The organism is Pelomonas caseinilytica, from assembly GCF_021353235.1.
Classification (GTDB): Bacteria; Pseudomonadota; Gammaproteobacteria; order Burkholderiales; family Burkholderiaceae_C; genus Pelomonas; species Pelomonas caseinilytica.
This window is the reverse complement of sequence record NZ_JAJTWT010000004.1, coordinates 64188-82422: the sequence shown is the minus strand read 5'-3', so window position 1 is coordinate 82422 and position 18235 is coordinate 64188. Positions and strand designations below refer to the sequence as shown.

Annotated in this window: 23 protein-coding genes; 17 read left to right on the top strand and 6 right to left on the bottom strand. The window is 69.3% G+C overall.

Annotated elements, in window-relative coordinates:
• Nucleotides 1-6: 6 nt before the first annotated feature.
• Together dtd and LXT12_RS11020 are read right to left on the bottom strand one after the other, a co-directional pair.
• Nucleotides 7-447, bottom strand: a complete 441-nt coding sequence (gene dtd, locus LXT12_RS11025) for a D-aminoacyl-tRNA deacylase (protein WP_233391969.1) — start codon at nt 445-447, stop codon at nt 7-9.
• The gene (locus LXT12_RS11020; protein ID WP_233391967.1) at nt 444-1337 is read right to left on the bottom strand and encodes a cation diffusion facilitator family transporter; all 894 of its coding nucleotides are present in this window, start codon (nt 1335-1337) and stop codon (nt 444-446) included. The genes dtd and LXT12_RS11020 overlap by 4 nt, the downstream gene beginning before the upstream one ends.
• A gap of 114 nt (nt 1338-1451) precedes the next feature.
• Here LXT12_RS11020 and argB point away from each other — a divergent pair, with 114 nt between their 5' ends.
• The 13 genes from argB (at nt 1452) to tatC (ending at nt 9079) form a co-directional block, all read left to right on the top strand.
• A complete protein-coding gene (argB, locus tag LXT12_RS11015) occupies nt 1452-2369 on the top strand; it encodes an acetylglutamate kinase (protein ID WP_233391965.1) in 918 nt (305 codons plus the stop codon).
• Between the two features lie 144 nt (nt 2370-2513).
• On the top strand, nt 2514-3194 hold the full coding sequence (locus tag LXT12_RS11010) for a pyrimidine 5'-nucleotidase (protein ID WP_233391963.1): 681 nt from the start codon (nt 2514-2516) through the stop codon (nt 3192-3194).
• 77 nt (nt 3195-3271) lie between these two features.
• A complete protein-coding gene (locus LXT12_RS11005; protein WP_233391962.1) occupies nt 3272-3958 on the top strand; it encodes a response regulator in 687 nt (228 codons plus the stop codon).
• 55 nt (nt 3959-4013) lie between these two features.
• The gene (slmA, locus tag LXT12_RS11000; RefSeq protein ID WP_419964771.1) at nt 4014-4661 is read left to right on the top strand and encodes a nucleoid occlusion factor SlmA; all 648 of its coding nucleotides are present in this window, start codon (nt 4014-4016) and stop codon (nt 4659-4661) included.
• Between the two features lie 21 nt (nt 4662-4682).
• Nucleotides 4683-5549 (top strand): ATP-binding protein, encoded by an 867-nt coding sequence (locus LXT12_RS10995; protein WP_233391959.1) that lies wholly within the window; start codon nt 4683-4685, stop codon nt 5547-5549.
• Nucleotides 5546-5974: an NUDIX domain-containing protein gene (locus tag LXT12_RS10990; RefSeq protein ID WP_233391956.1), complete on the top strand. Its 429-nt coding sequence runs from the start codon at nt 5546-5548 to the stop codon at nt 5972-5974. Before LXT12_RS10995 ends, LXT12_RS10990 begins: the two co-directional genes overlap by 4 nt.
• A 4-nt stretch (nt 5975-5978) precedes the next feature.
• Nucleotides 5979-6386 carry a phosphoribosyl-AMP cyclohydrolase gene (hisI, locus tag LXT12_RS10985; protein ID WP_233391954.1) on the top strand — a complete coding sequence of 136 codons (408 nt, stop codon included), beginning with the start codon at nt 5979-5981 and terminating at the stop codon, nt 6384-6386.
• Nucleotides 6379-6702 carry a phosphoribosyl-ATP diphosphatase gene (locus LXT12_RS10980; protein WP_233391952.1) on the top strand — a complete coding sequence of 108 codons (324 nt, stop codon included), beginning with the start codon at nt 6379-6381 and terminating at the stop codon, nt 6700-6702. Before hisI ends, LXT12_RS10980 begins: the two co-directional genes overlap by 8 nt.
• Before the next feature lie 14 nt (nt 6703-6716).
• Entirely contained in the window at nt 6717-7079 is a 363-nt protein-coding gene (locus tag LXT12_RS10975; RefSeq protein ID WP_233391950.1) for a DUF4870 family protein, read from the top strand.
• A gap of 14 nt (nt 7080-7093) precedes the next feature.
• Nucleotides 7094-7441, top strand: coding sequence for a histidine triad nucleotide-binding protein (locus tag LXT12_RS10970; RefSeq protein WP_233391948.1), 348 nt, complete (start codon nt 7094-7096; stop codon nt 7439-7441).
• Nucleotides 7442-7562: 121 nt separating this feature from the next.
• Complete coding sequence (gene tatA / locus LXT12_RS10965) at nt 7563-7796, top strand: Sec-independent protein translocase subunit TatA (RefSeq protein WP_233391946.1); 234 nt, start codon at nt 7563-7565, stop codon at nt 7794-7796.
• A 12-nt stretch (nt 7797-7808) separates the two neighbouring features.
• Nucleotides 7809-8285, top strand: coding sequence for a Sec-independent protein translocase protein TatB (gene tatB / locus LXT12_RS10960; RefSeq protein WP_233391944.1), 477 nt, complete (start codon nt 7809-7811; stop codon nt 8283-8285).
• Nucleotides 8285-9079, top strand: coding sequence for a twin-arginine translocase subunit TatC (gene tatC / locus LXT12_RS10955; protein WP_233391943.1), 795 nt, complete (start codon nt 8285-8287; stop codon nt 9077-9079). Before tatB ends, tatC begins: the two co-directional genes overlap by 1 nt.
• A gap of 39 nt (nt 9080-9118) precedes the next feature.
• On the opposite strand, the gene LXT12_RS10950 is transcribed toward tatC, so the two are convergent.
• A complete protein-coding gene (locus LXT12_RS10950; protein ID WP_233391941.1) occupies nt 9119-10288 on the bottom strand; it encodes a S1C family serine protease in 1170 nt (389 codons plus the stop codon).
• A gap of 23 nt (nt 10289-10311) precedes the next feature.
• Between LXT12_RS10950 and LXT12_RS10945 the strand changes: the two genes are divergently transcribed.
• Nucleotides 10312-11058, top strand: coding sequence for a Nif3-like dinuclear metal center hexameric protein (locus LXT12_RS10945; protein ID WP_233391939.1), 747 nt, complete (start codon nt 10312-10314; stop codon nt 11056-11058).
• A gap of 8 nt (nt 11059-11066) precedes the next feature.
• Here LXT12_RS10945 and LXT12_RS10940 read toward each other — a convergent pair whose 3' ends face one another.
• The gene (locus LXT12_RS10940) at nt 11067-11990 is read right to left on the bottom strand and encodes a M14 family metallopeptidase (RefSeq protein WP_233391937.1); all 924 of its coding nucleotides are present in this window, start codon (nt 11988-11990) and stop codon (nt 11067-11069) included.
• Nucleotides 11991-12037: 47 nt separating this feature from the next.
• Between LXT12_RS10940 and pdxA the strand changes: the two genes are divergently transcribed.
• Nucleotides 12038-13048 (top strand): 4-hydroxythreonine-4-phosphate dehydrogenase PdxA, encoded by a 1011-nt coding sequence (gene pdxA / locus LXT12_RS10935; RefSeq protein ID WP_233391936.1) that lies wholly within the window; start codon nt 12038-12040, stop codon nt 13046-13048.
• Here pdxA and LXT12_RS10930 read toward each other — a convergent pair.
• Both LXT12_RS10930 and mscL read right to left on the bottom strand, forming a co-directional pair.
• Entirely contained in the window at nt 13045-15471 is a 2427-nt protein-coding gene (locus LXT12_RS10930; protein ID WP_233391934.1) for a DUF1631 family protein, read from the bottom strand. The two genes, pdxA and LXT12_RS10930, sit on opposite strands and share 4 nt — an antisense overlap.
• A 130-nt stretch (nt 15472-15601) precedes the next feature.
• Nucleotides 15602-16024, bottom strand: coding sequence for a large conductance mechanosensitive channel protein MscL (gene mscL, locus LXT12_RS10925; RefSeq protein WP_233391932.1), 423 nt, complete (start codon nt 16022-16024; stop codon nt 15602-15604).
• A 175-nt stretch (nt 16025-16199) separates the two neighbouring features.
• Between mscL and petA the strand changes: the two genes are divergently transcribed.
• Entirely contained in the window at nt 16200-16796 is a 597-nt protein-coding gene (petA, locus tag LXT12_RS10920; RefSeq protein WP_233391930.1) for a ubiquinol-cytochrome c reductase iron-sulfur subunit, read from the top strand.
• Nucleotides 16797-16816: 20 nt separating this feature from the next.
• Nucleotides 16817-18223, top strand: a complete 1407-nt coding sequence (locus tag LXT12_RS10915; protein ID WP_233391928.1) for a cytochrome b — start codon at nt 16817-16819, stop codon at nt 18221-18223.
• Nucleotides 18224-18235: the final 12 nt, after the last annotated feature.

The window sequence follows — 18235 nt, the reverse complement described above, 5'->3', positions numbered from 1 at the left end:
GCCGGCTCAGGCCATCCGCATCGGGATGGTGACGGGCCCGTCGTTGACGAGGTGGACCTGCATGTCGGCCCCGAACTCGCCGCTGGCGACGACGGGATGCTGACGCCGCGCGACGGCGAGGACGTGCTCGTAGAGCCGCCGGCCGAGGTCAGGCGGCGCCGCGCCCGAGAAGCTCGGCCGGTTGCCGCCGGCCGTGTCCGCGGCGAGGGTGAACTGGCTGACAACGAGCAGGCCGCCGCCCACGTCCTGAAGGCTGCGGTTCATCTTGCCGGCCTCGTCGCTGAAGATGCGCAGTTTGAGGACCTTGGCGACCAGCTTCTCGGCGCTGGCCTCGGTGTCGCCCGGCTCGGCGCAGACCAGCATCAGCAGGCCCGATCCGATGGCACCCACCACCGCGCCGCCCACCTCGACGCGGGCTTCGCGCACCCGTTGCAGTACGGCGATCATGCGCCGTCCTCCTGATGGAGCGAGTGGGCCTCGACGTCCATGGGCAGCAGCTGGATGCTGCAGCGCAGGCCGGGCACCGTGCCCATCAGCGCCTGTTCCACCTCGCCGCGCAAGGTGGCGGCACGGCCCAGCGTCCAGTGGGCCGGCATGTGCATGTGCAGGTCAATGAAGCGGCGCTGGCCCGCCACGCGGCTGACGATGTGGTCGAAGCGCACGTCGTAGGGATGCCTGAAGCCGTCGAGCACGGCCTGCACCCGGGTGAGGCTCTCGTCGTCCAGGGCCTGGTCCATCAGGCCGCTGGTCGATTCGCGCAGCAGGTGCAGGCCTTCGCGCAGGATGTTGAGCGCCACGACCATGGCGAGCAGCGGGTCCAGCCAGTGCCAGCCGGTGGCCATGACGCCCAGCAGTCCGGCCACCACGCCGGCCGAGGTCCAGACGTCGGTGATCAGGTGGCGGGCGTCGGCGGCGAGGGCGACCGAGCGCGCCTCGCGGGCCTTGCGCAGCATGGCCCAGGCCAGCAGCCCGTTCAGGGCCGAACTGACCACCGCCAGCGCGGCGCCCAGGCCGATGCCTTCCAGCGGCTCGGGGTGGCGCCAGCGCTGGGCGGCGCCCCAGAAGATGCCGAGCGCCGCCGCGATGATGAGGATGCCCTCGAAGCCGCTGGAGAAATACTCGGCCTTATGGTGGCCGTAGGGGTGCTCGGCGTCCGGCGGCTGGGCGGCCAGCGTCACCATGGCCAGCGCGAAGACCGCACCGGCCAGGTTGACCAGCGACTCCAGCGCGTCCGCGGCCAGGCTGACGGAACCCGTCCACCACCACGCCGCACCCTTGAGCAGGATGGTCACGACCGCCGTCGCGACGGAGAGCTTGAGATAGGCGCTGGCGTGCATGGCGGGATTGTCGCGTGGCATCGGCCGGCCCCGCCGCGTGCCGACCGGCCCCGACGCGGCGATGGCCGCGGCGCGTCCCTAGAATCCGCCCGCAGTTTTCCCCTGGAGCCGCGCATGACCAGCCCCACCAGCACCCATCTGTCCCCCGACGTGTCCCACATCGCCCCGCGCGAGAAGGCAGAGATCCTGTCCCAGGCGCTGCCCTACATCCGGCGCTTCCACGGCAAGACCATCGTCATCAAATACGGCGGCAACGCCATGACCGACCCGGCCCTGCAGCAGGATTTCGCCGAGGACGTGGTGCTGCTCAAGCTGGTCGGCCTCAACCCCGTCGTCGTGCACGGCGGCGGACCGCAGATCGAGGACGCGCTCAACAAGCTGGGCAAGAAAGGCCACTTCATCCAGGGCATGCGGGTCACCGACGAGGAGACCATGAGCGTCGTCGAATGGGTGCTGGCCGGCGAGGTGCAGCAGGACATCGTGGGCCTCATCAACGCAGCCGGCGGCAAGGCCGTGGGCCTGACGGGCCGCGACGGCGGCATGATCCGAGCCAAGAAGCTCAAGATGCTGGACAAGGATGACCCGGCCAAGGAACACGACGTGGGCCAGGTCGGCGACATCGTCTCCATCGACCCGTCGGTGGTGAAGGCGCTGCAGGACGACCAGTTCATCCCCGTGGTCAGCCCCATCGGCTTCGGCGAGCACAACGAGAGCTACAACATCAACGCCGACGTGGTGGCCGCCAAGCTGGCGACCGTGCTGCAGGCCGAGAAGCTGCTGATGCTGACCAACATCCGCGGCGTGCTCGACAAGGCCGGCGAGCTGCTGACCGAGCTGACGCCGCGCCGCATCGACGAACTCGTGGCCGACGGCACCATCAGCGGCGGCATGATCCCCAAGATCGCCGGCGCCATCGACGCGGCCAAGAGCGGCGTCAACGCCGTGCACATCATCGACGGCCGCGTGCCCCACGCCATGCTGCTGGAGGTGCTGACGGACCAGGCCTACGGCACGATGATTTCGTCCCGTTGAAAGCCTAAGGCAACCACAGAGGCACGGAGGCACAGAGCGAGCACGGAGAAGCCCGTTTTCTCTGTGTCTCCGTGCCTCTGTGGTTGCATTTCTCTTCCGGTTTCATGCGGTGCGGGTCCCGGGATTGCGCAATGGAGAACTGAATTGACCCCCCGCGACCGCGTCTGGCTGTTCGACCTCGACGACACGCTGCACAACGCCTCCCACCGGGCGTTCCGCGAGTTGAACGCGTCGATGACGGCCTACATCGTCAACCACCTGGGCCTTGCCGAAGACGAGGCGGTGGCCCTGCGCCACCGCTATTGGCTGCGCTACGGCGCGACGCTGACGGGCCTGCAGCGCCACCATGGCGTGCGGCCCGCCCACTTCCTGCACGAGACGCACCTGCTGCCGGGGCTGGACGAGCACCTGCACGGCCACGCCCATGACCTGGCGGCGCTGCGCCGCCTGCCGGGCCGCAAGTTCCTGATGACCAATGCCCCGCGGGCCTACGCCGAGCGGGTGCTGGCGGCCCTGGGACTGGGGCGGGTCTTCGAGGGCCTGATCTGCATCGAGGACATGGCCTGCTTCGGCCAGTCGCGGCCCAAGCCTGACGCGCGCATGTTCCGCATCGTGCTCGCCCGCCTCGGCCTGAGGCCCGGGCAATGCGTGCTGGTGGAGGACACCCTCGTGCACCAGAAGGCGGCGCGCGGCCTGGGCCTGGCCACCGTCTGGATGCAGCGCTGGCTGCGCCGCGCCGGCGCCGCCCGACTGCACCGCCGGCCGGGCTACGTCAACCGACGGGTGCGTTCGCTGGCCGCGCTGTTACGTTCTCCCCAGTTCTGAAGGAAGACGCGGATGGCCGAGGGGGTATCCTCGCCCGAAAATGCGCCCTTCGCGCATTTGAAGAATCCTCTCACTCAATGACCCCGTTCTCGGTCCTGATCGTCGAAGACCAAGCTCGCTTCCGGGAGGCCTTCACGCATGCCCTCAGCAGCGTCCCCGACATCGAGCTGCTCGGCATCGCCCCCGACCTGCCCCAGGGCCGGCGCATGTTCGACCAGCTCCAGCCCGACGTGCTGCTCGTCGACCTCGACCTGCCCGGCGGCAGCGGCATCGAGCTGATCCGCCATGCCGCCCAGACCCGTCCGCAGTGCGAGGTCATGGTGATCTCCGTGTTCGGCGACGAGCAGCACGTCGTCGCCAGCATCGAGGCCGGCGCCACCGGCTACCTGCTCAAGGACAGCCTCGCCCTGGATCTGCCCGGCCAGCTGCGCTCCCTGCGCGCCGGCGGCAGCCCCATCAGCCCCGTCATCGCGCGCCGCCTGCTGGTGCGCCTGGCGCCGGGTGCCCAGGGCTCGAGCGGTCCCTCGCCCGAGGCCATGGCGGCGACGCTCGCCGACGAGGAGGTCGTCGCCCTGTCGGAGCAGGAGTCGCGTGTGCTGCACCTGGCCGCCAAGGGCTTCACCTTCGACGAGATCGCGCAGTTCATGCAGGTCTCGCCGCACACCGTCATGACCTATGTGAAGCGCGTCTACCGCAAGCTGCACGTGCGCTCGAAGGTCGAGGCCATCTACGAAGCGCGCCGCCTGGGTTGGCTGCGCGACTGATCCGGCCCACCCCTCACGCGCTTCGCGCGCCCCCTTCGAGGGCTGTTACGGCAAGATCGCAGCTGTGAACACCGACACCACCCCCGAACCGGTAGCCGCTACTTCCCAACCCGGGCCGCGCAAGCGCCCCAAGCCCGGCGAGCGCCGCACGCAGATCCTGCAGGTGCTGGCCGGCATGTTGGAGCAGCCGGGAGCCGAGCGCATCACCACGGCGGCCCTGGCGGCGAAGCTCGAGGTCAGCGAGGCGGCCCTGTACCGGCACTTCGCCAGCAAGGCGCAGATGTTCGAGGCGCTGATCGACTTCATCGAGACCAGCGTCTTCGGCCTGGTCAACCAGATCGCCGACAGCGCGCTGCCCTTGCCGCCGCCCGGCAAGGCGGCGCGCATCGCCAGCGTCGTCCTGCAGTTCGGCGAGAAGAACCCCGGCATGACCCGCGTCATGGTGGGCGACGCCCTGGTCTACGAGAACGAGCGCCTGGTCGCGCGCATGAATCAGTTCTTCGACCGCATCGAGTCGTCGCTGCGCCAGGTGCTGCGCGTCGCCGCCGAGGCCCAGGGCTCGATGACGCCCACCGTGCAGGCCAACGCCCAGGCCTCGGTCTGGGTCAGCTTCATCATCGGCCGGCTGCAGCGTTATGCGCGTTCGGGATTCAAGCGCCTGCCGACCGAGCAACTCGAAGCCTCGCTGAAGGCGATCGGCTGAGCCCCCGCCTAAACTGCGGCGATGTCCGCCGCTGTTGAATCGCTGATCGCCCGCGCCGAGGGCCTGCTCGCCCGGCTGGAGGCCGTGCTGCCCCATGCCGCCACGCCGCCCGACTGGTCGGCCTCCACCGCCTTCCGCGCCCGCCGCCGCCATGGCGCGCTGTGCCTGGAACCGGTGCGTTCGGTGAGCCGCATCCGCCTGGCCGACCTGAAGGAGGTCGAGCCCCAGAAGGAAAAGCTGCTGCGCAACACCGCGCAGTTCGTCGCCGGCCGGCCGGCGAACAACGTGCTGCTGACGGGGGCCAAGGGCACCGGCAAGAGCTCGCTGATCAAGGCCGTGCTCAATGAGTTCGCCGGCCAGGGCCTGCGGCTGATCGAGGTCGACAAGGCCGACCTCGTCGACCTGCCGGACCTCGTCGAGCAGGTGCAGGGCCGGCCCGAACGCTTCGTCGTTTTCTGCGACGACCTCAGCTTCGACGAGGGCGAAGCCAGCTACAAGGCCCTCAAGAGCGTGCTCGACGGCTCGGTGGCCGCGGCGAGCGATAACCTGCTCATCTACGCGACCAGCAACCGCCGCCATCTGCTGCCCGAGAAGATGGCCGACAACCTCGGCGGCACCCACGGCGAGCATGGCGAGATCCACCCCGGCGAGGCGGTGGAGGAGAAGATCTCCCTGTCCGAACGCTTCGGGCTGTGGATCAGCTTCTACCCCTTCAGCCAGAACGAATACCTCGCCATCGTCGCCCAGTGGCTGCGCCACTTCGGGCTGGACGAGGCGGCCATCGAGGCGGCGCGCCAGCCGGCGCTGGTGTGGGCGCTGGAGCGCGGCTCGCGCTCGGGCCGGGTGGCCTTCCAGTTCGCGCGCGACCTGGCGGGGCGGGGCGAATGAGCGCCGGCCGCCCCATCACCGAGGTCGCGGTGGGCGTGCTCGTCCGGCCTGATGGCCAGTTCCTGCTGACCACGCGCCCCGAAGGCAAGGTCTACGCCGGCTACTGGGAGTTTCCGGGCGGCAAGGTCGAGGCGGGCGAGACCGTCGAGCAGGCCCTGGCGCGCGAGCTGCGCGAGGAGCTGGGCATCGAGATCGGCGCCGCCCTGCCCTGGAAGGTCGAGATGTTCGACTACCCCCACGCCCTCGTGCGGCTGAACTTCTGCAAGGTCTTCGACTGGAGCGGTGACTTCCAGATGCTCGAAGGCCAGCAGATGGCCTGGGCCGACCTGCCGGTGCAGGTCAGGCCGGTGCTGCCTGGGACCGTCCCCGTGCTGAACTGGTTCGCCGAAGAACGCGGCCACGCCGGCCCGACTCACCTAGACTGACGCGATGGCATCGACGAACTGGCTCGACGAAGTGAAATGGGACGACCGCGGCCTGGTGCCCGTGATCGCCCAGGAGCGGGGCACGGGCGACGTGCTGATGTTCGCGTGGATGAACCGCGAGGCCCTGGCGCTGACGGCCGAGCGCGGCCAGGCGGTCTACTGGAGCCGTTCGCGCGGCAGGCTCTGGCACAAGGGCGAGGAGAGTGGCCACTTCCAGCAGGTGCACGCCATCCGCATGGACTGCGACAACGACGTGCTGCTGCTGACCATCACCCAGCTGGGGCACGACCCCGCTGAACCTGGAATAGCGTGTCACACCGGCCGGCACAGCTGCTTCTTCCAGAAGCTGGAGAACGGCGCCTGGACGGCCGCGGAACCGGTGCTGAAGGACCCCGCCAAGATCTATGAGTGACGACATCCTCCGCCGCGTCGGCGCGGTCATCGAATCCCGCAAGGGTGCGGACCCGTCCGCCAGCTACGTCGCCAAGCTCTTCGACAAGGGCCTGGACGCCATCCTGAAGAAGGTCGGCGAGGAAGCCACGGAGACGGTCATGGCGGCCAAGGACGGCGATCCGAAGAAGGTCGTCTACGAGGTGGCCGACCTGTGGTTCCACAGCATGGTGGCGCTCGCGCATTTCGGCCTGAAGCCCGAGGACGTGCTGGCGGAACTGGCCCGGCGCGAAGGGCTGTCGGGGCTCGCCGAGTTCGCCGCGCGCAAGGCCGATTGACGGGAAGCAGGGACATGCAAGGCACCGACATCCAAACCGCGCCGCCCATGGACAACCAGAGGCTGCAAAGCCTGCGCAATATCACGCTCGCCGTCTACATCCTCTACGCGGTCGGCGTCTTCACCGGCCTGCCGGCGCTCATCGGCATCATCATCAATCACGTGAAGGTGGACGATACCGAGGGCACCCTCTACCGCAGCCATTTCGGCTGGCAGATGCGCAGTTTCTGGTGGAGCCTGCTGTGGGCCGTCCTCGGTTGGGCGACCGTCTGGCTCGGCGTGGGCTTCGTCATCCTGGCCGCCAACTGGCTGTGGCTGGTCTACCGCCTCGTGCGAGGCTTTCTCAACTGGAACGACGGCAAGCCCATGCCGGTCTGAACGAGGAATCCACCGTGTCCCACGACCCCAACTGCATCTTCTGCAAGATCGTCGCCGGCCAGATCCCGAGCAGGAAGGCCTACGAGGACGAGGAGTTGCTCGCCTTCCACGACATCCACCCCTGGGCGCCGGTGCACGTGCTCATCATCCCGAAAACCCACATCGCCTCCATGGCCGACGTGACGGGCGACCATGCCCCCCTGCTGGGTCGCATGGCCGCCCTCGGCCCGCGGCTGATGAAGGAACTGGGCGTCACCAACGGCTTCCGCCACGTCATCAACACCGGGGCGGACGGCGGTCAGGAGGTGTATCACCTGCATCTGCACGTGATGGGCGGTCCACGGCCGTGGTTGAAAGGCTGAGCTGCAACCTCATGTAGCGGCCGTGCGCTAACGCACCGGATGGGCTGCGCCTTGACCCGTCCGACGGGCGGCAGGGTGTCGCTCACCTAGAATTTGGGCCAGTCCACAAGGAGTCAACATCATGGGTTCATTCAGCATCTGGCACTGGCTGATCGTTCTGGTCGTCGTGATCGCCATCTTCGGCACCAAAAAGCTGCGCAATGTCGGCTCCGACCTGGGCGCCGCGGTCAAGGGCTTCAAGGACGGCATGAAGGACGGCAGCAGCGACACCCCCGCGGCGCCGCCTCAGCAGGTCACGGCCAGCAAGGTCGGCGACCCCAACACGGTCGACGTCGACGCCAAGACCAAGTCCTGAGACTGACGCCGAGTGCTCGATTTCGGCTTTGACAAGCTCGCGCTGATCGGCGCGGTGGCGTTGATCGTCATCGGCCCCGAGAAGCTGCCCCGTGTCGCCCGCACGGTGGGCACGCTGCTGGGCAAGGCGCAGCGCTACGTGGCGGACGTGAAGGCCGAGGTCAACCGCTCCATCGAGCTGGAGGAACTCCAGAAGATGAAGAGCCAGTTCGAGACGGCCGCGCGCGACGTGGAGCAGAGCGTGCGCCAGGAGGTCAGCTCCGCCACCCAGGCCCTGAACCAGACCTGGAGCGACGTGACCAGCGACACCTCCTACGAGGCGGCCAGCAGCATCGCCCCACCGCCGCCCGAGTACCGCCATCCCAAGAAGAACTGGCGGCTCAAGCGGGGCGCCACGCCGATGTGGTTCAAGCAGAAGGCCGGCGTGCGCCGCCACACCCAGTCCGGCGCGGCCCGCGTGGCCCGCTTCAGACCGCCCGGTATCCGTTGATGAGTTCCTTCCAGAACCCCGATCACGACGAGCTGGCCGGTACCGAGCAGCCCTTCGTCGCCCATCTGATGGAGCTGCGCGACCGGCTCTTGCGCGCCATCGTGGCCGTGGCCGTCTGCTTCGGCGCCCTCGCCCTCTATCCGGGGCCCGGCCATCTCTACGACCTGCTCGCCGCGCCGCTGGTGGCTCACCTGCCGGCCGGCACCAAGCTGATCGCCACCAACGTCATCGCGCCCTTCTTCGTGCCGCTGAAGATCACGCTGCTGGCCGGCTTCATGCTCGCCCTGCCGGTGGTGCTCTACCAGGCCTGGGCCTTCGTCGCGCCGGGCCTGTACTCCCACGAGAAGCGCCTGGTGCTGCCGCTGGTGGTGTCGAGCACGCTGCTGTTCTTCGCGGGCGTGGCCTTCTGCTACTTCTTCGTCTTCGGGCAGGTCTTCCGCTTCATCCAGAGCTTTGCGCCCAAGAGCATCACGGCGGCGCCTGACATCGAGGCCTACCTCGGCTTCGTGATGAACATGTTCATCGCCTTCGGCGCGGCCTTCGAGGTGCCGGTCATCGTCGTCGTGCTGGCCCGCATCGGCGTCGTCTCGGTGGACAAGCTGCGCGAGTGGCGCGGCTACTTCATCGTCGTGGCCTTCATCGTCGCGGCTGTCATCACGCCGCCGGACATCGTCTCGCAGCTGGCCCTGGCCATCCCCATGTGCCTGCTCTACGAGCTGGGCCTGTTCGCGGCCACCCACTTCATCCGCAGCACCCAGGCGCCCGAAGACAAGCCTGAAGACAAGCAGGCCTAGTCCACTGCGGCGGGGGTGCCATTTCCCCGACGCAGTGGACTAATCGTCCTCGGCCACGCGCTGGGGCCTGGGCCGCTGGTCGACGTCCAGGCGGAAGCTCAGCGCCTTGCCGGCGCGCTGCACCGCCACCTCGACCTCGCTGTGCGGCTTGAGCGCCGCCACGCTGGCCAGCAGGTCGGCGGGCGTGGCGACGGCATGCCCGCCGATGCGCGTCAGCACGTCGCCCGGCTTGATGCCGGCCCGCGCCGCCGGCGCATCGGCGACCACGCCGCCGATCAGCACGCCCCTGGCCTCGTCCAGCTTCAGGGCTTCGGCCAGTTCGGGCGTCAGCTCGCGCGTCTGCACGCCGATCCAGCCGCGCGCCACGACGCCGTCCTTCAGCAGGGCCGATGCCACCTGGCGCGCCACGTCCACGGGGATGGCGAAGCCGATGCCCAGCGAGCCGCCGCTGCGCGAGAAGATGGCCGTGTTGATGCCCACCAGCCGGCCGTCGGCGTCGACGAGGGCGCCGCCCGAGTTGCCGGGGTTGATGGCGGCATCGGTCTGGATGAAGTTCTCGAAGGTGTTGATGCCCAACTGGTTGCGGCCGAGCGCCGAGACGATGCCGGAGGTGACGGTCTGGCCGACGTTGAAGGGATTGCCGATGGCCAGCACGGCGTCGCCCACCTGCAGGTTGGCGGCCTCGCCCAGCGGAATGGCCGGCAGGTCGGCCAGCTCGATCTTGAGCACGGCGACGTCGGTCTCGGGGTCGGTGCCGACCAGCCGGGCCCGCGCCTGGCGGCCGTCGCTGAGCTGCACCTCGATGTCGGACGCGCCCTCGACGACGTGGTTGTTGGTCAGCAACACGCCGTCGGCCGAGATGATGACACCCGAGCCGAGGCCGAGCTGCGGGCCGTCGTGCGGCGAGCGGCGCCCGAAGGGAAAGCCGAACAGCGGATCGCGGCCACGGCGCGCGGCCTGCGACGGCGCCTTGCTCGCCGTGATGCTGACGACGGCCGGCGAGGCGATGCGCGCGGCCTGGGCGAAGCCGGCCCGCACGATGGAGGCGGCCGGCGAGGGCGGCAGGGCGATCTGACGGGCCGTCTGCGCGATGGGCGCCTCGCGCCAGCGGGCGTGCTGCAGCCATTGCGGCTTGAGGGTCGCGATGACGAAGACCACCGCCAGGGCGACCGTGACCGCCTGCGCGAAAATCAGCCAGAGCCGCTTCACCACCCCAACATCCTTTTCAAGCCATGACCGATCGCGCCACGCTGGAACTCCGCCTGAACGAATGGCTGGAGCCCGCGCGGTTCAAGGATTATGGGCCGAACGGCCTGCAGGTCGAGGGCCGCTCCGAGGTACGCCATCTGGTCTGCGGGGTCACCGCCAGTCTGGCCTTCATCGACGCGGCCCTCGCGGCCGGCGCCGATGCCCTGCTCGTCCACCACGGCCTGTTCTGGCGTGGCCAGGACGGGCGGGTGACGGGCTGGATGAAGCAGCGCCTGGCGCGGCTGCTGGTGGCGGACGTGAACCTCTTCGCCTACCACCTGCCTCTGGATGCGCATCCGGCGCTCGGCAACAACGCCCAGCTGGGCGCGCGCCTGGGCTGGACGGCGGACCGCCGCTTCGGCGAGCAGGACCTGGGCTTCAGCGCGCCGGTCGAAGCGACCGACCTGGCGACCTTGTCGGAGGCCCTGCGCAGCCGCCTGGGCCGGCCCGTCACGGCCGTGCCCGGCGACGGCCGGCCGCTGTGCCGCGTGGCCTGGTGCTCCGGCGGCGCCCAGGGATATTTCGAGGCCGCCATCGCGGCCGGCGCCGACGTCTTCGTGACCGGCGAGATTTCCGAGCCTCAGGCCCACTACGCCCGCGAGACCGGCGTGGCCTACGTCGCCGCCGGCCACCACGCCACCGAGCGCTACGGCGTCCAGGCCGTGGCCGCCCGGGCCGCCGCGGAGCTCGGCCTGAGCTGGCAGTTCATCGACGTTGACAATCCCGCCTGACGGAGGCGTCAGCCCGCGTGGGCCAGGGCGTGGGCGATGGCCGCCCTCACGGCCGTCACCTGGGCGGCTATGCACTGCTGCGGCGTGGCGCGCGGGCTGTCGGGGTAGACCTCGGTGGTCGTCGCGAAGCGGGCCGCGGTGATGGCCGCACACAGGCTGCGCCGCGTCACCTCGAAGCCGATGACGCCTGGCGACAGCAGCGGGCAGCCGATGATGCGGCCGTCGGCATCGGGCTCGGCGACGTGGGTGACCGTGGCCACGGCCTCGATGACGGCGCGCTGGAAGTCGGGCAGCGGGTGGTCGATGTCGTCGACGAGGTAGAAGCCGTCGGGGATGGTCCCCGGCTCGAAGGCCACGCCATCGCGGGCCGCCAGGGCGGGGCGGAACTCGGATTCGTCCGAGTCGGTCGTCTCGTGCAGGTCGATGTGCAGCAGTACCTGGCCGCGCAGCGGCGCCAGCAGGGCCACGAGGGCGGCGGATTCGCCTGCCGGGCTGTCGGGGCGGAAGCTGCGGTTGGGGTCGATGGCGTCGCGGTTCCAGCGCTGCAGCCGCTCGTAGGCCCAGGGGCTGACGCAGGGCACGACGAGGAGGTTGGCGCGCCCGGCCTGTTCGAGGCCGTGCTCGCGCAGGAAGTGCAGGGCGCCGAGCACGCCGCTGGTCTCGTAGCCGTGCACGCCGCCGGTGACGACGAGGGTGGGCAAGGCCGCGTTCCAGCCGCGGCTGCGGGCCGAGCGCAGCGGGAAGGCCTGGCCGTCGTATTGCACGGTGCCGTAGTCGACGAGGTCGAAGTCGCCGCGCAGCGGCTCGAGAGCGGCGAGCACGTCGTCCGCGTAGCTGCGCTGCCTCTCGATGCGACGGCGCCAGGCGTCGGTCTGGGCGGCGGACCAGGGCTGGCCCGGGGTGCCGATGGGGTAGGGTGTGTGCGTGGTCATGACGGGCAGTCTGCCAGCCATGCAGCCCCGTGATGGAAGAATGCCGCATGGCCCGCCCCGACGTACCGACTCCGCCCCTGCTCGTCACGATGGGAGATGCCTGCGGCATCGGCCCCGAGAACATTGCCATGCAATGGGCGCGTCAGGCGCCGGGGGATGCCGTCGTCGTCGGCGACGTGGGCGTGATGCGCCGCGCGGTGGCCCTGGCGGGTGGCGGCCTTGCGGTGGCGGTGCTGGAGACGCCGCAGGAGCTCGGCCGCGTGCCGCCTCGCTGCCTGCCCGTCTGGCAGCCCGACGGCCTGCCGGCCGACCTGGCCAGTGCCCCACTCGGCCAAGTGGACCGGCGTGCTGGTGCCGCAGCGGCACGCTGCATCGAGGCGGCCGTCGCCGAAATCCTGGCCAGCCGCGGCCGGGCCCTGGTCACGGCGCCCATCCACAAGGAGGCCCTGCATGCGGCCGGTTCGCCTTACCCGGGCCACACCGAGATGCTGCAGGCGCTGGCCGGCGGCCCGCCGGTGCGCATGATGCTGGCCAACGAGGAGCTGCGCACGGTGCTGGTCACCATCCACTGCTCGCTGCGCGAGGCCATCGAGCGGGTGACGCGCGCGGCGGTGCTGGAGACGCTGCGCATCACCGACACCGCCTTGAAGCGCATGGGCCTCGCGGCGCCGCGCATCGCGGTGGCGGGCCTGAATCCGCATGCCGGCGAGGGAGGGCTCTTCGGCCGCGAGGAGATCGAGCACATCGCTCCGGCGATCGCCGACGCCCGTGCCGCCGGCATCGACGCGAGCGGCCCCTACGCGCCGGACACGGTCTTCATGCGCGCGCGCCGCGGCGAGTTCGACGTGGTGGTGGCGATGACGCACGACCATGGCCTCATCCCGGTCAAGTACCTGGGCGTGGAGCAGGGCGTCAACGTGACGCTGGGCCTGCCCTTCGTGCGCACCAGCCCCGACCACGGCACGGCCTTCGACATCGCCGGCCAGGGCGTGGCGGACCCGGCCAGCCTGGGCGCGGCGCTGGCCATGGCTCGACGGCTTTCGGCGGTGGCGGCTTAGCGGGGAGTGCCGCCGAGCGCGGCGAGCTGGGCGCGTGCCCGCGCGGTCGCGCGCTCCAGCAGGTAGGCCTGCTCGTAGGCGCGCATGCGCCCGGCCTCGCAGAGCTTCTTGAGCATGCGGGCCGTCATCGTCACCGTCTCCTGGTGGCGGTTGCCGTGGGTGAAGATGAAGAAGCTGCGGCCCGCGCTGACGTGGGCCAGTCGCACCTTCTGCCATTGCTCGCCGGTGTGCATCTGGTAGGCGAAGCCCAGCTGCATGTTGTCCATCAGCAGGGCGCCGCTGCTCGGCTCCGGGGCGCTCTCGGCAGCCGGCAGGCCGTCGATGGAGATGTCCACCGCCTGCAACGGTTCCGCGGCGGCCACGGCATCGTTGCCGGAGAGGTCGAGGTCGAGCTCGCCGCTCCAGTCGACGTTGGTGTCCTCGACCAGGCCCAGGCTCTTGGCCTCGGCCGGCGTCAGGCGCTGGCTGGCGTCGAGGTCGGCCGGCTGGGTGTCGCCCGGCATGGGCTTGGCAAGGTCGGCCTCGGCCGGCGGGGGCACGCCGAAGATCTGGTCGAGCTGCTTGATGAGCAGGTTGGTGTCGAGGGCGCTCGGCGCCTGGCCCTTGAGCGATTCGGCATGGGCCGGCAGCAGGGCGCTGAAGAAGTCCTTGCGCGGGGCGTCCGGCCAGCGGATCAGGTCCATGCCCTCGTTGAGGGTGCGCATCAGGTTGGGCAGCTCGCGCAGGAAGTCGGCGCGCGCCGCCGTGCCGCCCTTGGGCTGCACGCTCATGACGAGGCTGCGGCCGAGCTGGCGCAGGCGCAGGGCCCGCTCGGGCGCGCCCTCGCGCGAGGCCAGCACGATGGCCTGGCTCCAGACCTGGGCCAGGAAGTTGCGCAGGAACTCCTGCATCGGCACCTTGGCCAGCGCCTGCTGCAGCTGCAGGGCGTAGCGCTGCTGCAGGCGTAGGTCGGTCTCGCGGCGCTCGACGACGGCCGCGGCGTCGCCCGCGGCCTTGAGGGTGTTGCGCGTCTGCTCGGCGATGAAGGCTTCGAGGGCGTCCAGCTTGGCCGTGTAGACGTCCATGCGGTCGAAGTCGCCGCTGGCCACGTCCTGCACCAGCTCGCGCACATGGGCCAGGAAGGACCGGCCGGGGTCCTCGGCGAAGTCCTCGAAGGCGCAGGCGAGCGACGCCATGCGGTTGACGAACTGGCGCACCGGATGGCGGCGCGAGGAGAAGAAGGTCTCGTCGCCCAGGGCCACGCGTAGCACCGGCAGCTGCAGCCGGGCCAGCAGGCGCGCCATCTGGGGCGGTACCTTGGGATCGGAGAGGATCTGGTCGAACAGGCTGCCGACCACGTCGATGACCATGTTGTCCAGCCGGCCGGTCGCCGCCTGGCGCAGTTCGTCGCGGTGCAGGTGGATGAGGTTGGCCGGCAGCGGCAGTTGGCCCCAGGCGCTGGGCTCACCGCTGAGCGTGTCCAGCCCCATGCGGCCGGACATGCCCTGGGTGTCGTAGCCAGCCTCGTAGGCGCCGGGCGTGTGGGCGAGGCGCCGCAGCAGGTTCATCATCTGCGGGTCGACGCGGCCGATCCCGCCACCACCGCCGGAGCGTCCGCCGAAGCCGCCGCCCCCATAGCCGCTAGCGCCGTAGCCGCTGCCGCCACCGAAGCCGCTGCCCCGCCCGCTGGGCGCTCCGAGGCCGCCGTGGCCCGAACCGCCATAGCCGCCGCGCGTGGACATGCCGCCGTGGCTGGAGTCGAACTCGCCATGCTGGCTGCCGCCGCCCAGCCCGCCATGGCGCGAGCCGCCGTCGGGCGTGGCGCGCACGCGCAGGTCCTGCGGACGCAGGCCGCGCGAGCGCAGCAGCTCGGCGATGTCGGCATAGCAGGCGCGCATCTCCTGGGCGAGGGCGCGGGTCAGTTCGTCGGTAAGGGTCTGGCGCGTCAGCGGGTCGTCGGTGATGGCCTGCACGGCGTCCAGCAAGGCCTGGCCGATGAGCTCGGGCCGCAGCGGGTTGCGCTCGCCGACCTGGATGCCGGCGATGTAGGACTCGACCTCGCGCAACTCCCATTCGCTGTGGTGGCCGATGGCCAAGCCGATGCGGTCCGCGGCGACGAGGTTGTTGACCTGGTCGTCGTCCATCAGCGAGAGCTCGCCCCAGTCCTTCTTGGCGGCCGGGGCGCTCGCCGGGCGGGTCTCGGATTGCTCCGCGGCCACGTGGCGGCGCAGGCCCTGCACGAAGCGCTGGGAGAACACGCCCTGCTGCTGCCGGAACACGAACTGGGCCGCCAGTAGGGCATCGCGCCGCTTGATCTGGCCCGCCGACAGTGCGGACAGGCCCAGGCCTTCCGCGCAGCGCTCCGCCGCCTGCTCTCCCGCCAGGCGGATGCGGGTCAGCGAGGCTTCGAGGTGCGGGTTCAGGCGGATCTCGGGCGCGTTCATCAAAAGTGGCACAAGCTGCTTCGAAAGTATCGCGCCTGCAACAGGGGAGGGTTTTCAGCAGTTCGCCAACTTCGTGGCAAAAAAAAGCCCGGTAACCATTACTTACCGGGCGGGTTGGCCGGAAAAGGGCTCAGCGCTTGAGGGAGTCGCGGATTTCCCGGAGCAACTGGATGTCTTCCGGTGTGGGGGGCGGCTCGGCCGGGGCGGCGGCCGCCTCGGGTTCGCGCTTGAGGCGGTTGATCTGCTTGATCATCAGGAAGATGACGAAGGCCAGGATGATGAAGTTCAGCGAGACGGTGATGAAGCTGCCGTAGGCCAGCACGGCGCCGGCCTTCTTGGCCTCGGCCAGCGTGGTGGCCGTCTGGCCGGCCAGCGGGATGAAGTAATTGCTGAAGTCCAGGCCACCGAAGATCTTGCTGATCACCGGCATGATGACGTCCCCGACGAGGGAATCGACGATCTTGCCGAAGGCGCCGCCGATGATCACGCCGACGGCCAGGTCGATGACGTTGCCCTTGACGGCGAACTCCTTGAACTCGGAAAAGAAACTCATGCGCACTCCTGGGTTGGTGTTGTTGGACAGGCGGGTCAACTGATATTGGCCGCTAGTGTGCACGCCTTGAAGGGGGGTAAACCTGCGGTCGCGCGGCAGGCGTCAGCAAGGCAGGGGGTAAGCGTCCGTTAGAATCCTGGGCTGCCCCTACCAGAAGTCTCTTTAGAGGACCCTCATGAGTGACCAGCAAGTGGACCAAGGCAAGCGCACCTGGTTGATTGCGACCGGCTGTGCAGGCGCCGTTGGTGGCGTTGCGACCGCGGTGCCTTTCGTGAGCACCTTCGCGCCCAGCGAGCGCGCCAAGGCGGCCGGTGCGCCGGTCGAGGTCGACATCGGCGGCATCAAGCCGGGCGAGAAGCTGACCGTCGAATGGCGCGGCAAGCCGGTCTGGATCGTGCGCCGCACGCCCGAGCAACTGGCCAACCTCAAGAAGAACGATGCTCAGTTGGCCGATCCGAATTCCGAACGCAAGGCCTTCCCCCTGCCCGAGGGCGTGAACAAGGAAACCCGCGCGATCAAGGACGAGTTCCTCGTGGTCGTCGGTATCTGCTCGCATCTGGGCTGCTCGCCGAGCGACAAGTTCGTCGCCGGCCCCCAACCCTCGCTGCCGGACGACTGGAACGGCGGCTTCCTGTGCCCCTGCCACGGTTCGACCTTCGACATGGCAGGCCGCGTCTTCAAGAACAAGCCCGCGCCGGACAACCTCGAGGTGCCGCCGTACATGTTCCTCTCCGACAGCCGCGTGCTGATCGGCGAGAGCAAGAAGGCCTAAACAAGAACACGGGACGAGACATGGCTGAATTCAAGGAAGCTCCCGCAGGCGCCTCGATGGGCGTGAAGACCATGACTTGGCTGGAGAACCGGTTCCCTACCGCGTTCGACGCCTACAAGGTCCACATGTCGGAGTACTACGCGCCCAAGAACTTCAACTGGTGGTACATCTTCGGCTCGCTGGCCCTGCTGGTGCTGGTCATCCAGATCGTCACCGGCATCTTCCTGGTGATGCACTACAAGCCCGACGCGGCCCTGGCCTTCGCGTCGGTCGAGTACATCATGCGCGACGTGCCCTGGGGCTGGCTGATCCGCTACATGCACAGCACGGGCGCCTCGGCCTTCTTCGTGGTCGTCTACCTGCACATGTTCCGCGGCCTCATCTACGGCAGCTACCGCAAGCCGCGCGAGCTGGTCTGGATCTTCGGCTGCGCGATCTTCCTGTGCCTGATGGCCGAGGCCTTCATGGGCTACCTGCTGCCCTGGGGCCAGATGTCCTACTGGGGCGCCCAGGTCATCGTCAACCTGTTCGCCGCGGTGCCCTTCGTCGGTCCTGACCTCGCCCTGATGATCCGCGGCGACTACGTCGTCGGCGACGCCACGCTGAACCGCTTCTTCAGCTTCCACGTCATCGCCGTGCCGCTGGTGCTGCTGGGCCTGGTGGTGGCCCACCTGCTGGCCCTGCACGACGTCGGCTCCAACAACCCCGACGGCGTCGAGATCAAGAAGGGCCCCAAGGACGCGCAAGGCCGCCCGCTGGACGGCGTGCCCTTCCACCCGTTCTACACGGTGCACGACATCTACGGCGTCTGCCTGTTCCTGATGGTGTTCACCGCCATCATCTTCTTCTCGCCCGAACTCGGCGGCTACTTCCTGGAGTACAACAACTTCATCCCGGCCGACCCGCTGAAGACCCCGCTGCACATCGCGCCGGTCTGGTACTTCACGCCGTTCTACTCGATGCTGCGCGCCACCACCGACGTGATGGTCAACGTGCTGGTGGGCGTCGTCGGCATTGCGGCCGTCGTGAGCTTCCTGAAGGGCAAGTTCGGCGGCCCGGCCAAGCTGGCCCTGCTGGTGGCCGCCGCGGTGCTGATCTTCCTGCTCAAGGTCTTCGACGCCAAGTTCTGGGGCGTGGTCGTCATGGGCGGCGCGGTCATCATCCTGTTCTTCCTGCCCTGGCTGGACCACAGCCCGGTCAAGTCCATCCGCTACCGTCCCGACTGGCACAAGTACCTGTACGCCGTGTTCGTCGTGTTCTTCCTGATCCTGGGCTACCTCGGCATCCAGCCGCCCAGCGAGATCGGCACCCTCGTCGCACAGGCCGGCACGCTCTTCTACTTCGGCTTCTTCCTGCTGATGCCCTGGTGGAGCCGCCTCGGGACGCCCAAGCCGGTGCCCGACCGTGTGACCTTCCACGCCCACTGAGCCGCGGAGCAA